This window comes from Limimaricola variabilis, from assembly GCF_014195545.1.
In the GTDB taxonomy this organism is placed as follows: Bacteria; Pseudomonadota; Alphaproteobacteria; order Rhodobacterales; family Rhodobacteraceae; genus Limimaricola; species Limimaricola variabilis.
Map to the genome: position 1 here is coordinate 81,223 of NZ_JACIBX010000006.1, position 14,759 is coordinate 95,981.

The window sequence follows — 14,759 nt, forward strand, 5'->3', positions numbered from 1 at the left end:
ACCTATTCGGCGGCCTGCGCCATCGGGTTGTTGGGATGGGTGGTCCAGTCGCCATGCTCGCCCGACACCACGCGACCGGTCCGTGGGTCGAGGCTACCCGGTGCCATCGGCACCATGTCGATGCAGCTCTCGACCGGGCAGACATCGACGCACAGGTTGCAGGCAACGCATTCGGCGTCGATCACCTCGAAGACCCGGTCCGGGGTCATCGCGATCGCCTGGTGGCTGGTATCCTCGCAGGCAGTGTAGCAGCGGCCGCACTTGATGCAGAGCGACTGGTCGATCCGCGCCTTGGCGACGTAGTTCAGGTTGAGGTTCTTCCAATCGGTGACGTTCGGCACCGCGGCGCCGACGAAATCGGCCGTGGAGCGGTAGCCCTCCTCGTCCATCCAGTCCGACAGGCCGGCGCAAAGCTCTTCGACGATGCGGAAGCCATAGGTCATCGCCGCGGTGCAGACCTGCACTGTGCCGGCGCCGAGCACCATGAACTCGGCCGCGTCGCGCCAGGTGGTGATGCCGCCGATGCCCGAGATCGGCATGCCGCGGGTTGCCTCGGCCCGGGCGATCTCGGAAACCATCGACAGCGCGATCGGCTTCACCGCAGGGCCGCAATAGCCGCCATGGCTGCCCTTGCCATCGATCGTCGGCTCGGGCGCCATCCGGTCGAGATCGACCGCCGTGATCGAGTTGATGGTGTTGATCAGCGACACCGCGTCGGCACCGCCGCGCCGCGCCGCCTCGGCCGGTTTGCGGATGTCGGTGATGTTGGGCGTCAGCTTCACGATGACGGGGCGGTCGTAATACTGCTTGCACCAGCGCGCGACCATCTCGATGTATTCGGGCACCTGCCCCACCGCCGAGCCCATGCCGCGCTCGCTCATGCCATGCGGGCAGCCGAAGTTGAGCTCGATCCCGTCGGCATTGGTCTCCGCCACCCGCGGCAGGATCGCCTTCCAGGCCGCCTCCTCGCAGGGCACCATGATCGAGGCGATCAGGGCGCGGTCGGGGTAGTCCGCCTTGACCCGCGCCATCTCCTCGAGGTTGGTCTCGAGATCGCGATCGGTGATCAGCTCGATGTTGTTGAGCCCGAGCACCCGGCGGTCGGGCCCGTGCAGCACGCCGTAGCGCGGGCCGTTGACGTTGACCACCGGCGGTCCTTCGGCCCCCAGCGTCTTCCAGACCACCCCGCCCCAGCCGGCCTCGAAGGCGCGGCGGACGTTGTATTCCTTATCCGTAGGCGGTGCCGAGGCGAGCCAGAACGGATTGGGGCTCTCGATGCCCAGGAACCGGGTGGTCAGGTCGGCCATCTCGTCATCCTTTCGGTGGTGCCGCGTGCATCACGACGGTGTTGCGCTCGCTGTCGAGGAACATCGCGAAACGTTCGGTATCGCTCCAAGGCAGCTCGGTGGGGTTGGACACGAAGCGCACCCCTTCGCTCTTCAGCCGCGCGGCCTCGGCATCGACATCCTCGCATTCGAGGTAGAGCGCCGGCACCTCCTCGGAGAAGCTCAGCTCGTGGCGCCGCGCGAACTGGATCTTGGTGCGGGTGCCGGGCAGCTGCATCATGATCATGCGCCAGTCGTCATCGAGCTCGGCATCGAGCGCGACCTCCATGCCGATCGTATCACGATAAAAGGCCAGCGCGCGGTCCTGATCGTCGACCGGAAGCGGCAGGAGGAAGATACCGGTGAATGCCATTTGTCTATTCCGTGAGTGAGCCGTGGATGTCTTCGGCGGCATCCCGACCTTGCGCCACGGCCGTGACGGTCAGGTCGTCGCCACCCGCGGCACAGTCGCCGCCGGCCCAGACCTTGTCCATGGTGGTGCGGCCGCAACCCTGCGTCACAACCTTGCCATGAGCGGTTTCGACGCCACTCGTCTCACCGATGCGCTGTCCCACGGCGCGGAACATCTGGTCGGCCGGCAGTGTGAAGCGCTCTCCCGTGGGCCGAAGACCCTCGGGTCCCTCCGCCATCCGCTCGAACACCACGCCGGTCAGCCGCCCCTCGCCTTCGAGCGCGACCGGCGCCGCCTCGAACAGCAGCCGCACGCCGCGCTGCGCCGCGAGATCCTGCTCCCAGCGGCTCGCGCCCATGCGGTCGCGGCCACGACGATAGACCAGCGTGACGCTCTCGGCGCCCAGCGCGCGCGCTTGCACCGCGCAGTCGATCGCCGTCATCCCGCCGCCGATCACCACCACCTCGCGGCCGATCGGAAGGGTCGTGAGATCGCGCGTCTGGCGCAGCGCCGAGATGAAGGTGACGGCGTCGTGCACCCCCTCCAGCGCCGGATTCTCCACGACGAGATCGTTGACCCCCGACAGCCCGATGCCGAGGAACACGGCGTCGTATTCGGCCCTGAGCGCTTCCAGCGTGACCTCGCGGCCGAGCCATTGCCCGTGTCGCACCTCGATGCCGCCGATCCCCATGATCCAGGCAGCCTCGCGTGCGGCGAAATCATCCACCGCCTTGTAGGCGGCGATGCCGTATTCGTTAAGGCCGCCCGGCTTGGGCGCGCCCTCATAAATCACCACCTCGTGGCCGTATCGTGCCAGCCGATGCGCGCAGGCCAGCCCGGCGGGCCCGGCGCCGACCACCGCGACGCGCCGGCCCGTGGGCGCCGCCCGAGTGAAGGGATGCCCCTGGCGGGCCATCAGGCTGTCGGTGGCGTGGCGCTGCAGGAGCCCGATCTCTACCGGCTTGCCCTCGGCCGCTTCGCGCACGCAGGCCCCCTCGCACAGCACTTCGGTCGGGCAGACCCGGGCGCAGATGCCGCCCAGGATGTTGGCCTCGAAGATCTCGCGCGCCGCGGTCTCCGGTCGCCCGGCCTGGATCTCGCGAATGAAGAGCGGGATGTCGATGCTCGTGGGACAGGCGGTCACGCAGGGCGCGTCGTGGCAGAAGTAGCAGCGATCGGCGGCCACCCGGGCCTCATGCGCGCTCAGCGGCGGGTGCAGATCGGCGAAGTTCGCGGCCAGCGTCTCGGCGGGCAGGCGTCCGGCGATCGGGCCGGTCTGTGGCTGGGCAGGCATGCAGTGTCCCCCGTGGCGTTCCCTTGCCCCGAGCCTGCCACGGTTTCATTTTTTTCCAAACGGTAAATTATGGGCAGCGCGCGAACACGGTTTCGCGGGTCCGGTCCGCGCCGCTTGACCGGCGGCCGGCCTCGGTCGTTTGCTGAAGATGCCGTCTTGGCGCAAAGGAGGCTGCCATGTCCCGATTTCTCGTTCACATACACACCGGCCCCGAAGGGCCGAACAAGGCGACGCTGGGCTGCCTCGTGGCGCTCGAGGCGGCGCGCAAGGGCCATGACGTGACGCTGTTCTTCGCAGCCGACGGCGTGCACCTGCTCTCGCCCCAGCATGCCGGGATCGAGGGACAGGGTACCGGCCGGCTCGGCGAGCATCTCGTCGCGTTGGCCGAGGCCGGGGCCCGGTTCCGTGTCTCCGGCATGTCGGCCAAGGCCCGCGGCTATGACGAGGCGCTGCTCGAAGGCCATCCGGCCGCCTTCGCCATGCCCGACGCCCTGATCGATCTGGCCGATGCCGCCGATACGGTGCTCTGCTACTAGGTCTCACAATATGAAACCGTGGTCCGAAATGTGGTACGGCCTCTTGTGCCCGACCGGGGTGTGGTGACACTCTACGCGCGGCGCGACGCAGCAAAGAGGGACCACGATGAGGGGTGCAGAGGCGATCCATCCCGACCTCAAGGAGGCTTCGGTCTTCGTGACGGGCGGCGCAAGCGGCATCGGCGCCGCGCTGGTCGAGGGCTTCTTGCACCAAGGCGCGCGCGTGGCCTTCTATGACCGGGCCGACGCGGCCGCGGCGGTCGAGGAAATGGAAGCGCGCACCGGCAACCGCCCCCTCTTCATCCAGGGCGACGTGACCGACACGCCCGCGCTGATGGCGGCAATCGATACCGCCGCCACCACTCATGGCCCGGTGACGGTGCAGGTCTCCAACGCCGCCGACGACACGCGCTTCGACGCGCAGGCTCTGACCGAGGCCGAGTGGGACGCCTGCCTCGCGGTCAACCTCAAACCCTATTTCTTCGCGGCGCAGAAGGTCGCGCCGATGATGGAGGCGGCGGGCGGCGGCGCGATCGTCAACATGTCCTCTGGCAGCTACCTGATGGGGGTGGCCCGCCTTGCCCCCTATGTGGCCTCCAACGCCGCGATCATGGGGCTGACCCGCAGCCTTGCGCGCGAATGGGGGCCGCGAGGCATCCGCGTCAACGCCGTGGCGCCGGGCTGGGTGATGACCGAACGGCAAAAGGAACTCTGGGCCACGCCGGAGGCGCAGGAGCGGCATCGCGCGCAGCAATGCCTGCCCGAGATGATGCAGCCCGAGGATCTGGTGGGCGGGGTGCTGTTCCTCGCCTCGGGAGCGTCGCGGATGATGACCAGCCAGATGCTGGTGATCGACGCCGGCGTCAGCGTGACCGGATGAGCCGCCCCGACTGGATCGCCCTCGACTGGGGCACGACCAACCTGCGCGGCTGGGCGATGCGCCGCGACGGCTCGGTGATCGAGGCGCGGACCTCCGACCGCGGCATGGGCTCACTGGGGCCCGAGACCTTCGAGGCGGCGCTGCGCGAGATCTGCGCGGGCTGGCTCGATTACGGCACTGTCCCGATCATCGCCTGCGGCATGGTCGGCGCGCGCCAGGGCTGGGTCGAGGCCGCCTATACCCGCGTCCCCTGCCCGCCGCTGTCGCCCAGCCTCACCCGCGTGCCCGGCGCGCTGGACGTGTCGATCATCCCCGGCCTGTCGCAGGCCGACCCCGCCGACGTGATGCGCGGCGAGGAGACGCAGGCGGCCGGGTTCCTCGCGCTCAACCCCGGCTGGGACGGGGTGCTGTGCATGCCCGGCAGCCATTCGAAATGGGCGCATCTGAGCGCCGGTGAAGTGGTGAGCTTCCGCAGCTTCATGACCGGCGAATTGTTCGCCGCCCTCGCGACCCGCACGGTCCTGCGCCATTCGGTCCCGGCCGAGGGCTGGGACGAGGACGCCTTCGACGCCGCCGTGGCCGAGACGCTCTCGCGCCCGGAACGGTTGGCTTCGGCGCTATTCACGATCCGCGCCAAGGACATCCTGCACGGACAGGACGGCGCCCGCGCCCGGTCGCGCCTCTCGGGCCTGCTGATCGGCGCCGAGTTGGCGGCGGCCAAGCCCTACTGGCTGGGCCAGCAGATCGGCGTGATCGGTGCGGGCGGGCTGGCCTCGCTCTACGTGCGCGCGCTGGCGGCGCAGGGCGCGCCGGCCACGCAGGCCAATGCCACCGCGACGACACTGGCGGGGCTCACCGCCGCTTGGAAACAAAGGACGTCATCATGACCCGACCGCTGATCGCCATCCTGCGCGGCATCACCCCCGACGACGCCGTGGCCGTGGCCGAGGCGCTGATCGCGGCGGGCATCACGGTGATCGAGGTGCCGCTCAACTCGCCGCGCCCCTTCGACAGCATCCGCGCCATGGCCGAGGCCTGCGGCGACCGCGCCCTGATTGGCGCCGGCACCGTGTTGACGGTCGAGCAGGTCGAGGAGCTGCGGCGCGCCGGCGGGCAACTGGTCGTCTCGCCGAATGCCGACGCCGAGGTGATCCGCGCCACCATCGCGGCCGGGATGCAGAGCTGGCCCGGCGTGATGACCCCGACCGAAGGGTTCGCGGCGCTTAAGGCCGGCGCCACCGGGCTCAAGCTCTTCCCGGCAAGCCTCATCGGACCTGACGGGCTCAAGGCGATGCGCGCGGTCTATCCCCCCGAAACCCCGATCTATGCCGTGGGCGGCGCGGGCGCGTCCAATTTCGGCGCCTGGATCAAGGCGGGCGCCGACGGCTTCGGCCTGGGCACCGCGCTCTACACGCCGGGCCTGTCGGTCGAAGAGGTGGCGCGGCGGGCGCGGGAGATCGTCACCGCCTATGACGAGGCCACGGCATGAGCACGGGCGATTTCGAGATCTTCGACGACACCTCCTGCGTGCTCGGCGAGGGCGCGCTGTGGCACCCCGAACGCGCCGAGCTGTTCTGGTTCGACATTCTGGGTCGCAGGCTGCACGCGCCCGGAAGGCACTGGGCCTTCGAGGACATGCCCTCCTGCGCGGGCTGGATCGACCGCGACCGGCTTCTGGTCGCGACCAATACCGCGCTCGTGATCCTCGACATCGAGACCGGCGCGCAGGAGCGGCTGTGCGATTTCGACAGCGCCAACCCGGTGACCCGTTCGAATGACGGTCGCGCCGACCCCCATGGCGGCTTCTACGTCTCGACCATGGGCATCGATACCGAGCCCGGGGCCGGCGCGCTCTACCGCTACTATCGCGGCGAACTGCGGCAGGTCCGCTCGGGCATGACGATCCCCAACGCTATCTGCTTCCCGCCCGAAGGCGGTTTCTTCCATTACTCGGACACGCCGACCGGGATGATCATGCGGCAGCGCACCGATGAGGCGGGCTGGCCGGTGGGCGAGGCGGAGGTCTTCGTCGACTGCAAGCGGTCGGGCCACAACCCCGACGGCGCGGTGATCGACGCCGAAGGCATGCTGTGGAACGCGCAATGGGGCTCCTCCCGCGTCGCGGGATACGACCGCGACGGGCGCGAGATCGCGGCGCTCGACTGTCCAACCGCGCCGCAACTCACCTGCCCGGCCTTCGGTGGCGAGGACATGAAGACGATGTTCGTTACCTCGGCCACCGCCGGGCTGTCGGAGGCAGAGATCGCCGACGCCCCGGATTCGGGCCGCACCTTCCGCACCCGCGCCGCCGCGCCGGGGCAGAAAGAACACCGGGTGATCCTGTGACCCCCTTCGCCACCGATGGCACCGGCAACAGCGTGCACCGCCTTACGCTCGCCGGGCACGGGCTGTCGGTCGATCTGCTGACGCGCGGCTCGATCCTGCGCGCCCTGCGGCTCGACGGGCTGGAGCGCAACCTGACGCTCGGCTCGGACGATCTGGCCGACTACGACGGCGCGATGAAGTATTTCGGCGCCATAATCGGCCCCGTGGCCAACCGTCTCGCCGGGGCCCGGGCCACCATCGACGGCGCCGAATACCGCTTCAGCGCCAACCATCACCGGGCGGTCCTGCATTCGGGGCGGCATGGGACGCAGTTCCGGATCTGGGACGTGATCGAGGAGAGCGCAGACGCCACCACCCTCGCGGTCGATCTGCCCGACGGCATGGACGGCTTTCCCGGCAATCGCCGCATCATCGCCCGCTGGTCGCTGCAGCCCCCCGCGACGCTTCGGCTGGAGCTGACCGCGACAACCGATGAGCCGACCCTGATGAACCCGGTCAATCACAGCTACTGGAACCTGACCGGCCGCCCGGACATCACCGGCCATCGCCTGCGGGTCGCAGCGGAGCACTGGTTGCCGACCGATTCGGAATCGCTGCCGACCGGAGAGATCGCCCCGACCGCCGGCGGCGAGATGGATTTCCGGGCGCCGCGCGACCTGACACCGGGCGCGCCGCCGCTCGACCACAATTTCTGCCTGTCTCTGGAGGACACGCCGCTGCGCGAAGTCATGGAACTCGCGGGGGGCGGGGTGACGATGCGCGTGGCGACCACGGTGCCGGGGCTGCAAATCTATGACGGACGCGACAGCGACGCGGCAGGGCTCGCGCCCTATGCCGGGCTTGCGGTCGAGGCGCAGCGCTGGCCCGACGCGCCGCACCACCCCGCTTTTCCGAGCTTTCGCATCACGCCCGAGGCACCGTTCCGTCAGGTGACCGAATGGCGCTTCGCGCGGGATGAGCCGCTCGATTGACAAACCCGATTCATTTGGTCAACTTCACCCTCGATCGCTAGCCAGCCCCGGCGGGGCCCGCCATGCCACAGCTATCGAGGGTTCCGATGACCATGATGACGCCGCATCCCCTGCCCCGCCCGACCCGTGCCGAGGAGGTCGACATCCCCGTCCACGATGCCCGTGCCCTGACCAATGAGGGGATCCGCGCACGGATCCGGCTCGACGGGCAGGACTACACGCTACGCATTACCCGCGCCGGCAAGCTGATCCTGACCAAGTAGCCGATGCCCAAGCTGCCCTCCCCCTGCATCGGCGTGTGCAAGTTCCGGCGCCACGATCATTGCATCGGCTGCTCCATGACCAAGGAGCAGAAATCGCTGTCGAAGCTCGCGAAGAAGCCCAAGGCACGGCGCGCGCTGGTGACGCTCGTCATGGCGCAGCAGGCGGCGATGGGCGGCTACCGGCACTGGGAGGTGGCCTATGCCAAACGCTGCGCGAAGAAGGGGATCGCCCCGCCCGAGCGCGACGCCGCGGTGTCGCCCCGGCAGCCGGACGCCGCCTGACCTTTCGACAGGTGCCGTCGCGACGCCCTAGGCAGGTCACCGTTATCTGTTAGACAATCGGGATCCACCACTTGGCCGGAGCCCGACCGATGACCACAGCCGCGCTGCCAGACCAGCCCGAGAGCCTGTCGAACCACGCCCGCAACCTCGGCACGCCGCTGGACGTGGCGATGTTCGAGGGCCATTCCGTCAACCGTTCGGCCGCGGAGCGCCGCGCCGCGACGCTGACCACGCGGCGCTCGGTCAAGAAGACCCATCAGGCCGCCTGGCTGATCAATGCCATCCGCTGCATCGACCTGACGACGCTGGCGGGCGACGATACCGAGGGCCGCGTGCAGCGGCTTTGCGCAAAGGCCCGCCAGCCGCTGGCGCCGCGCATCGCCCAAGGCCTCGGGATCGAGGATATGGGCCTGACCACCGGCGCAGTCTGCGTCTATCCCACCATGGTGCCCCATGCCGTCAAGGCGCTGCGCGGCACCTCGATCCCCGTGGCGTCGGTCGCCACCGGCTTTCCGGCCGGTCTCATGCCGCTGCATCTGCGGCTCGAGGAGATCCGCTGGACCGTCGACCAGGGCGCCGACGAGATCGACATCGTCATCACCCGCGAGCACGTGCTCAAGGGCGACTGGGCCGCGCTCTACGACGAGGTCGCGGCAATGCGCGAGGCCTGCGGCGAGGCGCATCTGAAGGCGATCCTCGCCACCGGCGACATCGCCACGCTGCGCAACGTCTACTCGGCCTCGATGGTGGCGATGCAGGCGGGCGCCGATTTCATCAAGACCTCGACCGGCAAGGAAGGCGTCAACGCCACCCTGCCCGTGTCGCTCACCATGGTGCGCGCGCTGCGCGACTATGGCGATGTCACCGGCCAGCAGGTCGGCTTCAAGCCCGCCGGCGGCATGAAATCCGCCAAGGACGCCCTCGCCTGGCAGTACCTGATGAAGGAAGAGCTCGGCAACGAGTGGCTGCAGCCCGACCTGTTCCGGCTCGGCGCCTCGTCGATGCTGGGCGATATCGAGCGTCAGCTCGAGCACCACGTCACCGGGCGCTACGCCGCCGCCCACCGTCATTCGCTGGCCTGAGGGAGAGCGCGTCATGAACACGATCACGGACATTCTCGCGACCATGGATTACGGCAAGGCCCCCGAGGACAGCGCCACGGTGCGCGATTGGCTCAAGAAGAACGAAGCGGGCTTCGGCCACTTCATCGACGGCGCCTTCACCGCGCCGGGCGAGTTGTTCGAGGTGCGCTCGCCGGCCTCGGGCGAGCTTCTGGCCTCGGTCACCCAGGGCAGCGAGGAGGATGTCGACACCGCCGTGCAGGCCGCCCGTCGCGCCCAGCCCGGCTGGGCCGCGCTGCCGGGCCATGAGCGGGCCAAGTACCTCTATGCCATCGCCCGTCACATCCAGCAGCACGCGCGCTTCCTCGCCGTGCTCGAAAGCCTCGACAACGGCAAGCCGATCCGCGAGAGCCGCGACGCCGACGTGCCGCTGGTGGCGCGCCACTTCTACCACCATGCCGGCTGGGCCGAGATCATGGAGGACGAGTTCCCCGGCGCCCGTCCGCATGGCGTCTGCGGCCAGATCATCCCGTGGAACTTCCCGCTGCTGATGCTGGCCTGGAAGGTCGCCCCGGCGCTCGCCGCCGGCAACACCGTGGTGCTGAAGCCCGCGGAGTACACGCCGCTCACCGCGCTGGCCTTCGCCGAGATTGCGGCCGAGGTCGGCCTGCCCGAAGGCGTGCTCAACATCGTCACCGGCGACGGCGCGACCGGTGCCGCGATCGTCGCGCATGACGGGCTCGACAAGATCGCCTTCACCGGTTCGACCGAGGTGGGCCGTCGCATCCGGCGCGAGACCGCCGGCACGCCCAAGTCGCTGACGCTCGAGCTCGGCGGCAAGTCGCCCTTCGTGGTCTTCGCCGATGCCGATCTCGACGCCGCCGTCGAGGGCGTCGTCGACGCGATCTGGTTCAACGCGGGCCAGGTCTGCTGCGCCGGCGCACGGGTGCTGGTGGCCGAGAGCGTGGCGAAGCGCTTCGAGACGCTGCTGGAGAAGCGGATGCGCACGCTGCGCGTCGGCGATCCGCTCGACAAGAACACCGACATGGGCGCGATCGTGCATCCGGTGCAGCTCGACCGGATCAAGGAGCTCGTGGCCCAGGGCGTGAAGGAAGGCGCGGAGCTGGTGCAGGGCACCGCCCCCGAGGGCTGCTTCTTCCCGCCGACCATCGCCATGAAGGTCGAGCCTGCCTCGACGCTGGCGACCGAGGAGATCTTCGGCCCCGTCGCGACCGTGACCACCTTCCGCACCCCCGAGGACGCGGTGGCGCTGGCCAACAACACCCGCTACGGCCTCGCCGCCTCGATCTGGTCGGAGAACGTGAACCTCTGCCTCGACATCGCCGCGCAGGTGAAGGCGGGCGTGGTCTGGATCAACTGCACCAACGTCTTCGACGCCGGTGCCGGCTTCGGCGGCTACCGCGAGAGCGGCTTCGGCCGCGAGGGCGGGCGCGAAGGGATGATGGCCTATCTCGCCCATCCCGCGCCGCAGGCCCGTCGTCCCGAGGCGGCGCTGCCCGCCCCCGCCGGTCAGCCCGGCGGCCCGGGCGAAGGCGCAGGCACCCGGATCGACCGCACCGCCAAGTTCTACATCGGTGGCAAGCAGGCCCGCCCCGACTCGGGCTACGCCTACCCGGTGCAGGGTTCGGACGGCCCGGTCGGCCTCGCGGGGCTGGGCAACCGCAAGGACATCCGTAACGCGGTCGAGGCGGCCCACAAGGCCAAGGGCTGGGGCAAGGCCACCGGGCACAACCGTGCTCAGGTGCTCTACTACCTCGCCGAGAACCTGTCGGCGCGGAAGGCCGAGTTCGCGGAACGGCTCGTCTCCTTCGGCGCGGCACAGTCGGCCGCGCAGGCCGAGGTCGAGACCGCGATCCGCCGCACCTTCTGGTACGCGGCGCAGGCCGACAAGTTCGACGGCGCGGTGCACCAGACCAAGAGCGCGCATGTCACGCTGGCCATGCACGAGCCGCTGGGCGTGATCGGCATCGCCTGCCCCGTCGCGCAGCCGCTTCTGGGCTTCGTCAGCCTCGTGCTGCCGGCGATCGCCATGGGCAACGCCGTGGTCGCGATCCCGTCGCAGAGCCACCCGCTCGCCGCGACCGATCTCTACCAGGTGTTCGACACCTCCGACCTGCCGGGCGGGGTCGTCAACATCGTCGCCGGCGAGCGCGATGTCCTGGCCAAGACGCTGGCCGAGCATGACGACGTGGAAGGGATCTGGTACTTCGGCACCCGCGATGGCGGCCGGATGATCCAGGAGGCATCGGCCGGCAATCTCAAGCAGAGCTGGGTCGAGGACGGCGCCGCGCGCGACTGGACCGGCCGCGACGGTCAGGGCCGCGGCTTCCTGCACCGCGCCACGCAGATCAAGAACATCTGGGTGCCCTACGGCGAGTGATCGTCCGGGGCCTCCGGCTCCTTGCCTCGACGGCGCCCGGCCTCCGGCCGGGCGTCTTCGTTTCCGCCCATGCGCCTGAGCAGGCGCCCGCCGATCAGTTTGGCCCCCTGCCACAATCCGCGCCCCGAGCGCGCGATCTGGGTGTCGTGCGAGCGCGCATGACGCGCCGCCGCCAGCCGCAGACGGTTGCGCTGCACCAGCAGCCCCTCGCTCACCGCGCCCGAAAGCGCGCTGCGCACCGCGTCGATGTTCCATTCGGGCTCGACCGCGCAGACCGGGCGCGGCCGCATCCCGTCCATGTCCTGGGCAATCGCCTCCATCGCCGCCCCGATCCGTTCGCGCGCCTCGGCGGGCAGCTCGTGCTCTGGATAGGGCCAGCCGGGCGCCAGCCGGTCCGCGGCCATGCCGACGAGGATGAGCGGCGGACGACGCCGATCGGGATGCTCGGCGAACCATGCCTGGAACGCCTCGAGCAATTTGGCATCCGACGCCCGGCCAGGGCGATTGGCGCGCAGCGCCCATAGCACGATGTCGCTGCGGGTCATCTCCTCGAGCAGCACCTCCCGCCGCCGCTCGTCACCATCGAGTCCCTGCGTGTCGAGCAGGAGGCAGTCGGTGCCGTCGATCATGGCCTCATAGGCCATCACCCCCTCGGTCGTGGGAGCCATGTCGGTCTCGGTCCGCTCCTCACCCAGCAGGGCGTCGATCAGGGTCGATTTGCCGGCGCTGACCTGTCCGACCACCAGCACCCGGAGCGGCGCATCGGGCTGCGCCAGCCGCGCCCGGTCGGCACGGCTTTCGTCGAGCTGGAACTGCAGCAGCTCCGCGTCCGAGAATCGCAGTCGTCCCGAGTAGAGTTCGACCGCCGCATGGGCCACCTCCTCGAGCAGCACCGCCTGTAGCACGCCCATCATCTGGGTGCCGAGATAGGCGCTGTTGCCGCCCGCCATGAGCCACTCGACCTCGCGCAGCACGCCCTTGGCCGGGTTCAGGGCAAAGCGCAGCACACGGTGCCCGGCAAAGGCCGCCTCCATCGCCAGCTGCGCCCGGCCGCGATGCTTCCAGATCCAGTGGATGGTGTGCAGCGACACCCGGTCCGAGAACGGCACGTGGCGGCGCAGGTGATCGCGGTAGCGGGCCGCTGCCCGTTCGGTCAGCAGCAGCGCCTCTGGCAGCGTGAAGTCGAGCGCCTTGCGGTCCGCCTGGCCCATCCCCTTGGCGATGTCGTCGATCACCGACAGCGCGAGATCGGGCAGTTCGCCCCAAGCCACAGGCTCGGTGGTCTCGCGCTCGATCCGGCTGCGCGCGGCGCGGAAGGCGCGGCGCTCGGTATCGGTCCAGACCGGGTCCGATTCGACCTTCATCTCCTCCATCAGCGCCGAGGTCGCGCGGCCGCCGCCGGGCCGCCGGCGGGCCAGCCAGCGCATCCCGAAGGCCAGCCCCGCCACCGCGATCGACACGCCGAGATAGGGCAGCAGCCAGTTATGCTCGGTCAGCCACAGGAAGCCGAGCAGGAACGGCACCATAAAGGGCAGCGCCAGCGACACCGCGATCAGCAGCCGGTCCCAGCGCAGCAGCGCGCCGCGCAGCCGCGCCCAGGGCCGCCGCTTCACCGCCGCCCCGCCCGGGCTAGCGCGTCGCGGTAGAGCGCGCGCAGCTCGGCCTCAGGGACCGGTGTGCCCAACGCCTCCCCGGCCAGCCAGCGATGTGCGGCGCGGCCCAGTGCATAGGTGGTGGCGAAGCTCGCCGCCCCTGCCGCCGCCGCGCCCAGCGTCTGACCCGCCACCGGCACCAGCTTGGCCGCCTGCCGGATGACGTAGCCCGCCCCCAGTCGCAGCGCCGCTCCGAGCCCGAGCGCGGCGGCGAATTCGGCCGCCCGGGCCCCGGTCCAGTCCACCCGGTGATGCCGCGCGAGCGCGCGCAGCATCGCCGCCTGCAGGCCCGGCACGCCGACCGCACCCAGCACCGGCGCGAGATCGGCCGCCGCCGCCGCGCCGGCATAGCGCAGCACCTCGGCGCGCACCTCCGAGAAGCCGTCGCCACCGGACCGGCCGCCGAGCAGCAGCGCCACCGCGGGCATGGTCTCCCCCAGCAGCTCGCACAGCGCGTCGAGACCGGCCGTCTCGTCCCTGCCGAGCGACATCTCGACCCAAGGCAGCGAGCCGCCTGCTGCGCGCTCCAGCCGCCGCTGCATCGCGCTGCGGGCCCGTGCCCGCGTCGCGGCGTCGGGCAGCTCGGCGGCCGCCATGTACAGCACGATGACCCGCAGGTCCGGACGCCGCCGACGCAGGTCGAGCAGCACCGATTCGAGATCGCCCTGCGCCGGGTCGTCGAGCCGGGCCATGGCCAGCACCACATGGGCCTGCGCCTCGCAGCGCGCCAGATCCTCGGTCGCGTCATACCCGGCCTCGCCCAAGCCACGCGTGTCGAGGAACCGCATCAGCGGCCGATCGGGGGGAAAGTCGAAGGACGCGATACCTCGCGTGCAGGGCGCGAACCCGGTGCCGATCTCGACCGCCTCCACCCCGGTGAGGGCACGCACCAGCGACGACTTTCCGGCCCCGGTCTTGCCCAGGAGCCAGAGCACCGGCATCGGCGGGGCCGCGGAATCCGTATCGGTCGGGCGGTCAGACATTCGGTTTGCAGCTCTCTCGGCGGCGGGGCGTTCCACTCAACCACGCCCCCTGTGGCGAGACAACGCCCGGTCATCGAACGCGGTTCGAGAAACCCGTGATTTCGCTCTTGACGCCCCCGCGCCGCTGTCATACTTCCGGCCTCGCTTCAGGCGGAGTAGCTCAGTTGGTTAGAGCAGCGGAATCATAATCCGCGTGTCGGGGGTTCAAGTCCCTCCTCCGCTACCAAGCCCCCCTCATCATCGACACCACGTCCGAGACGAGAGTTCGGGGCCATGGTGGCCTGCGTTTGCGCCTTATTTTTCACAGACATGGCCCGGCCCGCAAAGCGATCGCTCGCTCCATCAATGATGGC

At 69.9% G+C, this 14,759-nt stretch carries 15 protein-coding genes and 1 tRNA gene; 11 read left to right on the plus strand and 5 right to left on the minus strand.

What is annotated here, in order from left to right:
• Positions 1 to 2: 2 nt before the first annotated feature.
• From preA to FHS00_RS09490, 3 genes are read right to left on the minus strand one after another with little or no spacing between them, the layout of a single operon-like run.
• Positions 3 to 1,307, minus strand: coding sequence for an NAD-dependent dihydropyrimidine dehydrogenase subunit PreA (gene preA / locus FHS00_RS09480; protein WP_183472213.1), 1,305 nt, complete (start codon positions 1,305 to 1,307; stop codon positions 3 to 5).
• Between the two features lie 4 nt (positions 1,308 to 1,311).
• On the minus strand, positions 1,312 to 1,698 hold the full coding sequence (locus FHS00_RS09485; protein ID WP_183472216.1) for a VOC family protein: 387 nt from the start codon (positions 1,696 to 1,698) through the stop codon (positions 1,312 to 1,314).
• Positions 1,699 to 1,702: 4 nt separating this feature from the next.
• Entirely contained in the window at positions 1,703 to 3,031 is a 1,329-nt protein-coding gene (locus tag FHS00_RS09490) for an NAD(P)-dependent oxidoreductase (RefSeq protein ID WP_183472219.1), read from the minus strand.
• Positions 3,032 to 3,207: 176 nt separating this feature from the next.
• On the opposite strand from FHS00_RS09490, the gene FHS00_RS09495 reads away from it, so the two are divergent.
• From FHS00_RS09495 to FHS00_RS09540, 10 genes are all read left to right on the plus strand, one after another.
• The gene (locus tag FHS00_RS09495) at positions 3,208 to 3,567 is read left to right on the plus strand and encodes a DsrE family protein (protein ID WP_183472222.1); all 360 of its coding nucleotides are present in this window, start codon (positions 3,208 to 3,210) and stop codon (positions 3,565 to 3,567) included.
• Positions 3,568 to 3,673: 106 nt separating this feature from the next.
• Positions 3,674 to 4,447 (plus strand): SDR family NAD(P)-dependent oxidoreductase, encoded by a 774-nt coding sequence (locus FHS00_RS09500; RefSeq protein WP_183472225.1) that lies wholly within the window; start codon positions 3,674 to 3,676, stop codon positions 4,445 to 4,447.
• The gene (locus FHS00_RS09505; RefSeq protein ID WP_183472228.1) at positions 4,444 to 5,334 is read left to right on the plus strand and encodes a 2-dehydro-3-deoxygalactonokinase; all 891 of its coding nucleotides are present in this window, start codon (positions 4,444 to 4,446) and stop codon (positions 5,332 to 5,334) included. Before FHS00_RS09500 ends, FHS00_RS09505 begins: the two co-directional genes overlap by 4 nt.
• Complete coding sequence (locus FHS00_RS09510) at positions 5,331 to 5,936, plus strand: 2-dehydro-3-deoxy-6-phosphogalactonate aldolase (RefSeq protein ID WP_183472231.1); 606 nt, start codon at positions 5,331 to 5,333, stop codon at positions 5,934 to 5,936. Before FHS00_RS09505 ends, FHS00_RS09510 begins: the two co-directional genes overlap by 4 nt.
• Positions 5,933 to 6,793 carry an SMP-30/gluconolactonase/LRE family protein gene (locus FHS00_RS09515; protein ID WP_183472233.1) on the plus strand — a complete coding sequence of 287 codons (861 nt, stop codon included), beginning with the start codon at positions 5,933 to 5,935 and terminating at the stop codon, positions 6,791 to 6,793. Before FHS00_RS09510 ends, FHS00_RS09515 begins: the two co-directional genes overlap by 4 nt.
• Positions 6,790 to 7,764 carry an aldose epimerase family protein gene (locus tag FHS00_RS09520; RefSeq protein ID WP_183472236.1) on the plus strand — a complete coding sequence of 325 codons (975 nt, stop codon included), beginning with the start codon at positions 6,790 to 6,792 and terminating at the stop codon, positions 7,762 to 7,764. The genes FHS00_RS09515 and FHS00_RS09520 overlap by 4 nt, the downstream gene beginning before the upstream one ends.
• A gap of 95 nt (positions 7,765 to 7,859) precedes the next feature.
• Positions 7,860 to 8,027, plus strand: coding sequence for a hemin uptake protein HemP (gene hemP, locus FHS00_RS09525; protein WP_407660137.1), 168 nt, complete (start codon positions 7,860 to 7,862; stop codon positions 8,025 to 8,027).
• A gap of 3 nt (positions 8,028 to 8,030) precedes the next feature.
• Complete coding sequence (locus FHS00_RS09530) at positions 8,031 to 8,309, plus strand: DUF1289 domain-containing protein (protein ID WP_183472242.1); 279 nt, start codon at positions 8,031 to 8,033, stop codon at positions 8,307 to 8,309.
• An 89-nt stretch (positions 8,310 to 8,398) separates the two neighbouring features.
• Complete coding sequence (deoC, locus tag FHS00_RS09535; protein WP_183472247.1) at positions 8,399 to 9,391, plus strand: deoxyribose-phosphate aldolase; 993 nt, start codon at positions 8,399 to 8,401, stop codon at positions 9,389 to 9,391.
• Positions 9,392 to 9,404: 13 nt separating this feature from the next.
• Complete coding sequence (locus FHS00_RS09540; RefSeq protein WP_183472250.1) at positions 9,405 to 11,771, plus strand: aldehyde dehydrogenase family protein; 2,367 nt, start codon at positions 9,405 to 9,407, stop codon at positions 11,769 to 11,771.
• Here the strand turns inward: FHS00_RS09540 and FHS00_RS17905 are convergent.
• Both FHS00_RS17905 and FHS00_RS17585 read right to left on the minus strand, forming a co-directional pair.
• Positions 11,759 to 13,384: a GTPase gene (locus FHS00_RS17905; protein ID WP_183472266.1), complete on the minus strand. Its 1,626-nt coding sequence runs from the start codon at positions 13,382 to 13,384 to the stop codon at positions 11,759 to 11,761. The genes FHS00_RS09540 and FHS00_RS17905 overlap by 13 nt on opposite strands.
• Positions 13,381 to 14,406: a GTPase domain-containing protein gene (locus FHS00_RS17585; RefSeq protein WP_221188780.1), complete on the minus strand. Its 1,026-nt coding sequence runs from the start codon at positions 14,404 to 14,406 to the stop codon at positions 13,381 to 13,383. Before FHS00_RS17585 ends, FHS00_RS17905 begins: the two co-directional genes overlap by 4 nt.
• Positions 14,407 to 14,555: 149 nt before the next feature.
• On the opposite strand from FHS00_RS17585, the gene FHS00_RS09555 reads away from it, so the two are divergent.
• Positions 14,556 to 14,632: transfer RNA gene (locus FHS00_RS09555), tRNA-Met, on the plus strand.
• Positions 14,633 to 14,759: the final 127 nt, after the last annotated feature.

What these genes read in the sequence shown, in the direction of transcription:
- FHS00_RS09510 (WP_183472231.1), top strand. Translation starts at nt 5,331, where the DNA reads ATGACCCGACCGCTGATCGCCATCCTGCGCGGCATCACCCCCGACGAC.
- preA (WP_183472213.1), bottom strand. Translation starts at nt 1,307, where the DNA reads ATGGCCGACCTGACCACCCGGTTCCTGGGCATCGAGAGCCCCAATCCG.
- FHS00_RS09485 (WP_183472216.1), bottom strand. Translation starts at nt 1,698, where the DNA reads ATGGCATTCACCGGTATCTTCCTCCTGCCGCTTCCGGTCGACGATCAG.
- hemP (WP_407660137.1), top strand. Translation starts at nt 7,860, where the DNA reads ATGACGCCGCATCCCCTGCCCCGCCCGACCCGTGCCGAGGAGGTCGAC.
- deoC (WP_183472247.1), top strand. Translation starts at nt 8,399, where the DNA reads ATGACCACAGCCGCGCTGCCAGACCAGCCCGAGAGCCTGTCGAACCAC.
- FHS00_RS09515 (WP_183472233.1), top strand. Translation starts at nt 5,933, where the DNA reads ATGAGCACGGGCGATTTCGAGATCTTCGACGACACCTCCTGCGTGCTC.
- FHS00_RS09495 (WP_183472222.1), top strand. Translation starts at nt 3,208, where the DNA reads ATGTCCCGATTTCTCGTTCACATACACACCGGCCCCGAAGGGCCGAAC.
- FHS00_RS09530 (WP_183472242.1), top strand. Translation starts at nt 8,031, where the DNA reads ATGCCCAAGCTGCCCTCCCCCTGCATCGGCGTGTGCAAGTTCCGGCGC.
- FHS00_RS09505 (WP_183472228.1), top strand. Translation starts at nt 4,444, where the DNA reads ATGAGCCGCCCCGACTGGATCGCCCTCGACTGGGGCACGACCAACCTG.
- FHS00_RS17585 (WP_221188780.1), bottom strand. Translation starts at nt 14,406, where the DNA reads ATGTCTGACCGCCCGACCGATACGGATTCCGCGGCCCCGCCGATGCCG.
- FHS00_RS09490 (WP_183472219.1), bottom strand. Translation starts at nt 3,031, where the DNA reads ATGCCTGCCCAGCCACAGACCGGCCCGATCGCCGGACGCCTGCCCGCC.
- FHS00_RS09540 (WP_183472250.1), top strand. Translation starts at nt 9,405, where the DNA reads ATGAACACGATCACGGACATTCTCGCGACCATGGATTACGGCAAGGCC.
- FHS00_RS09500 (WP_183472225.1), top strand. Translation starts at nt 3,674, where the DNA reads ATGAGGGGTGCAGAGGCGATCCATCCCGACCTCAAGGAGGCTTCGGTC.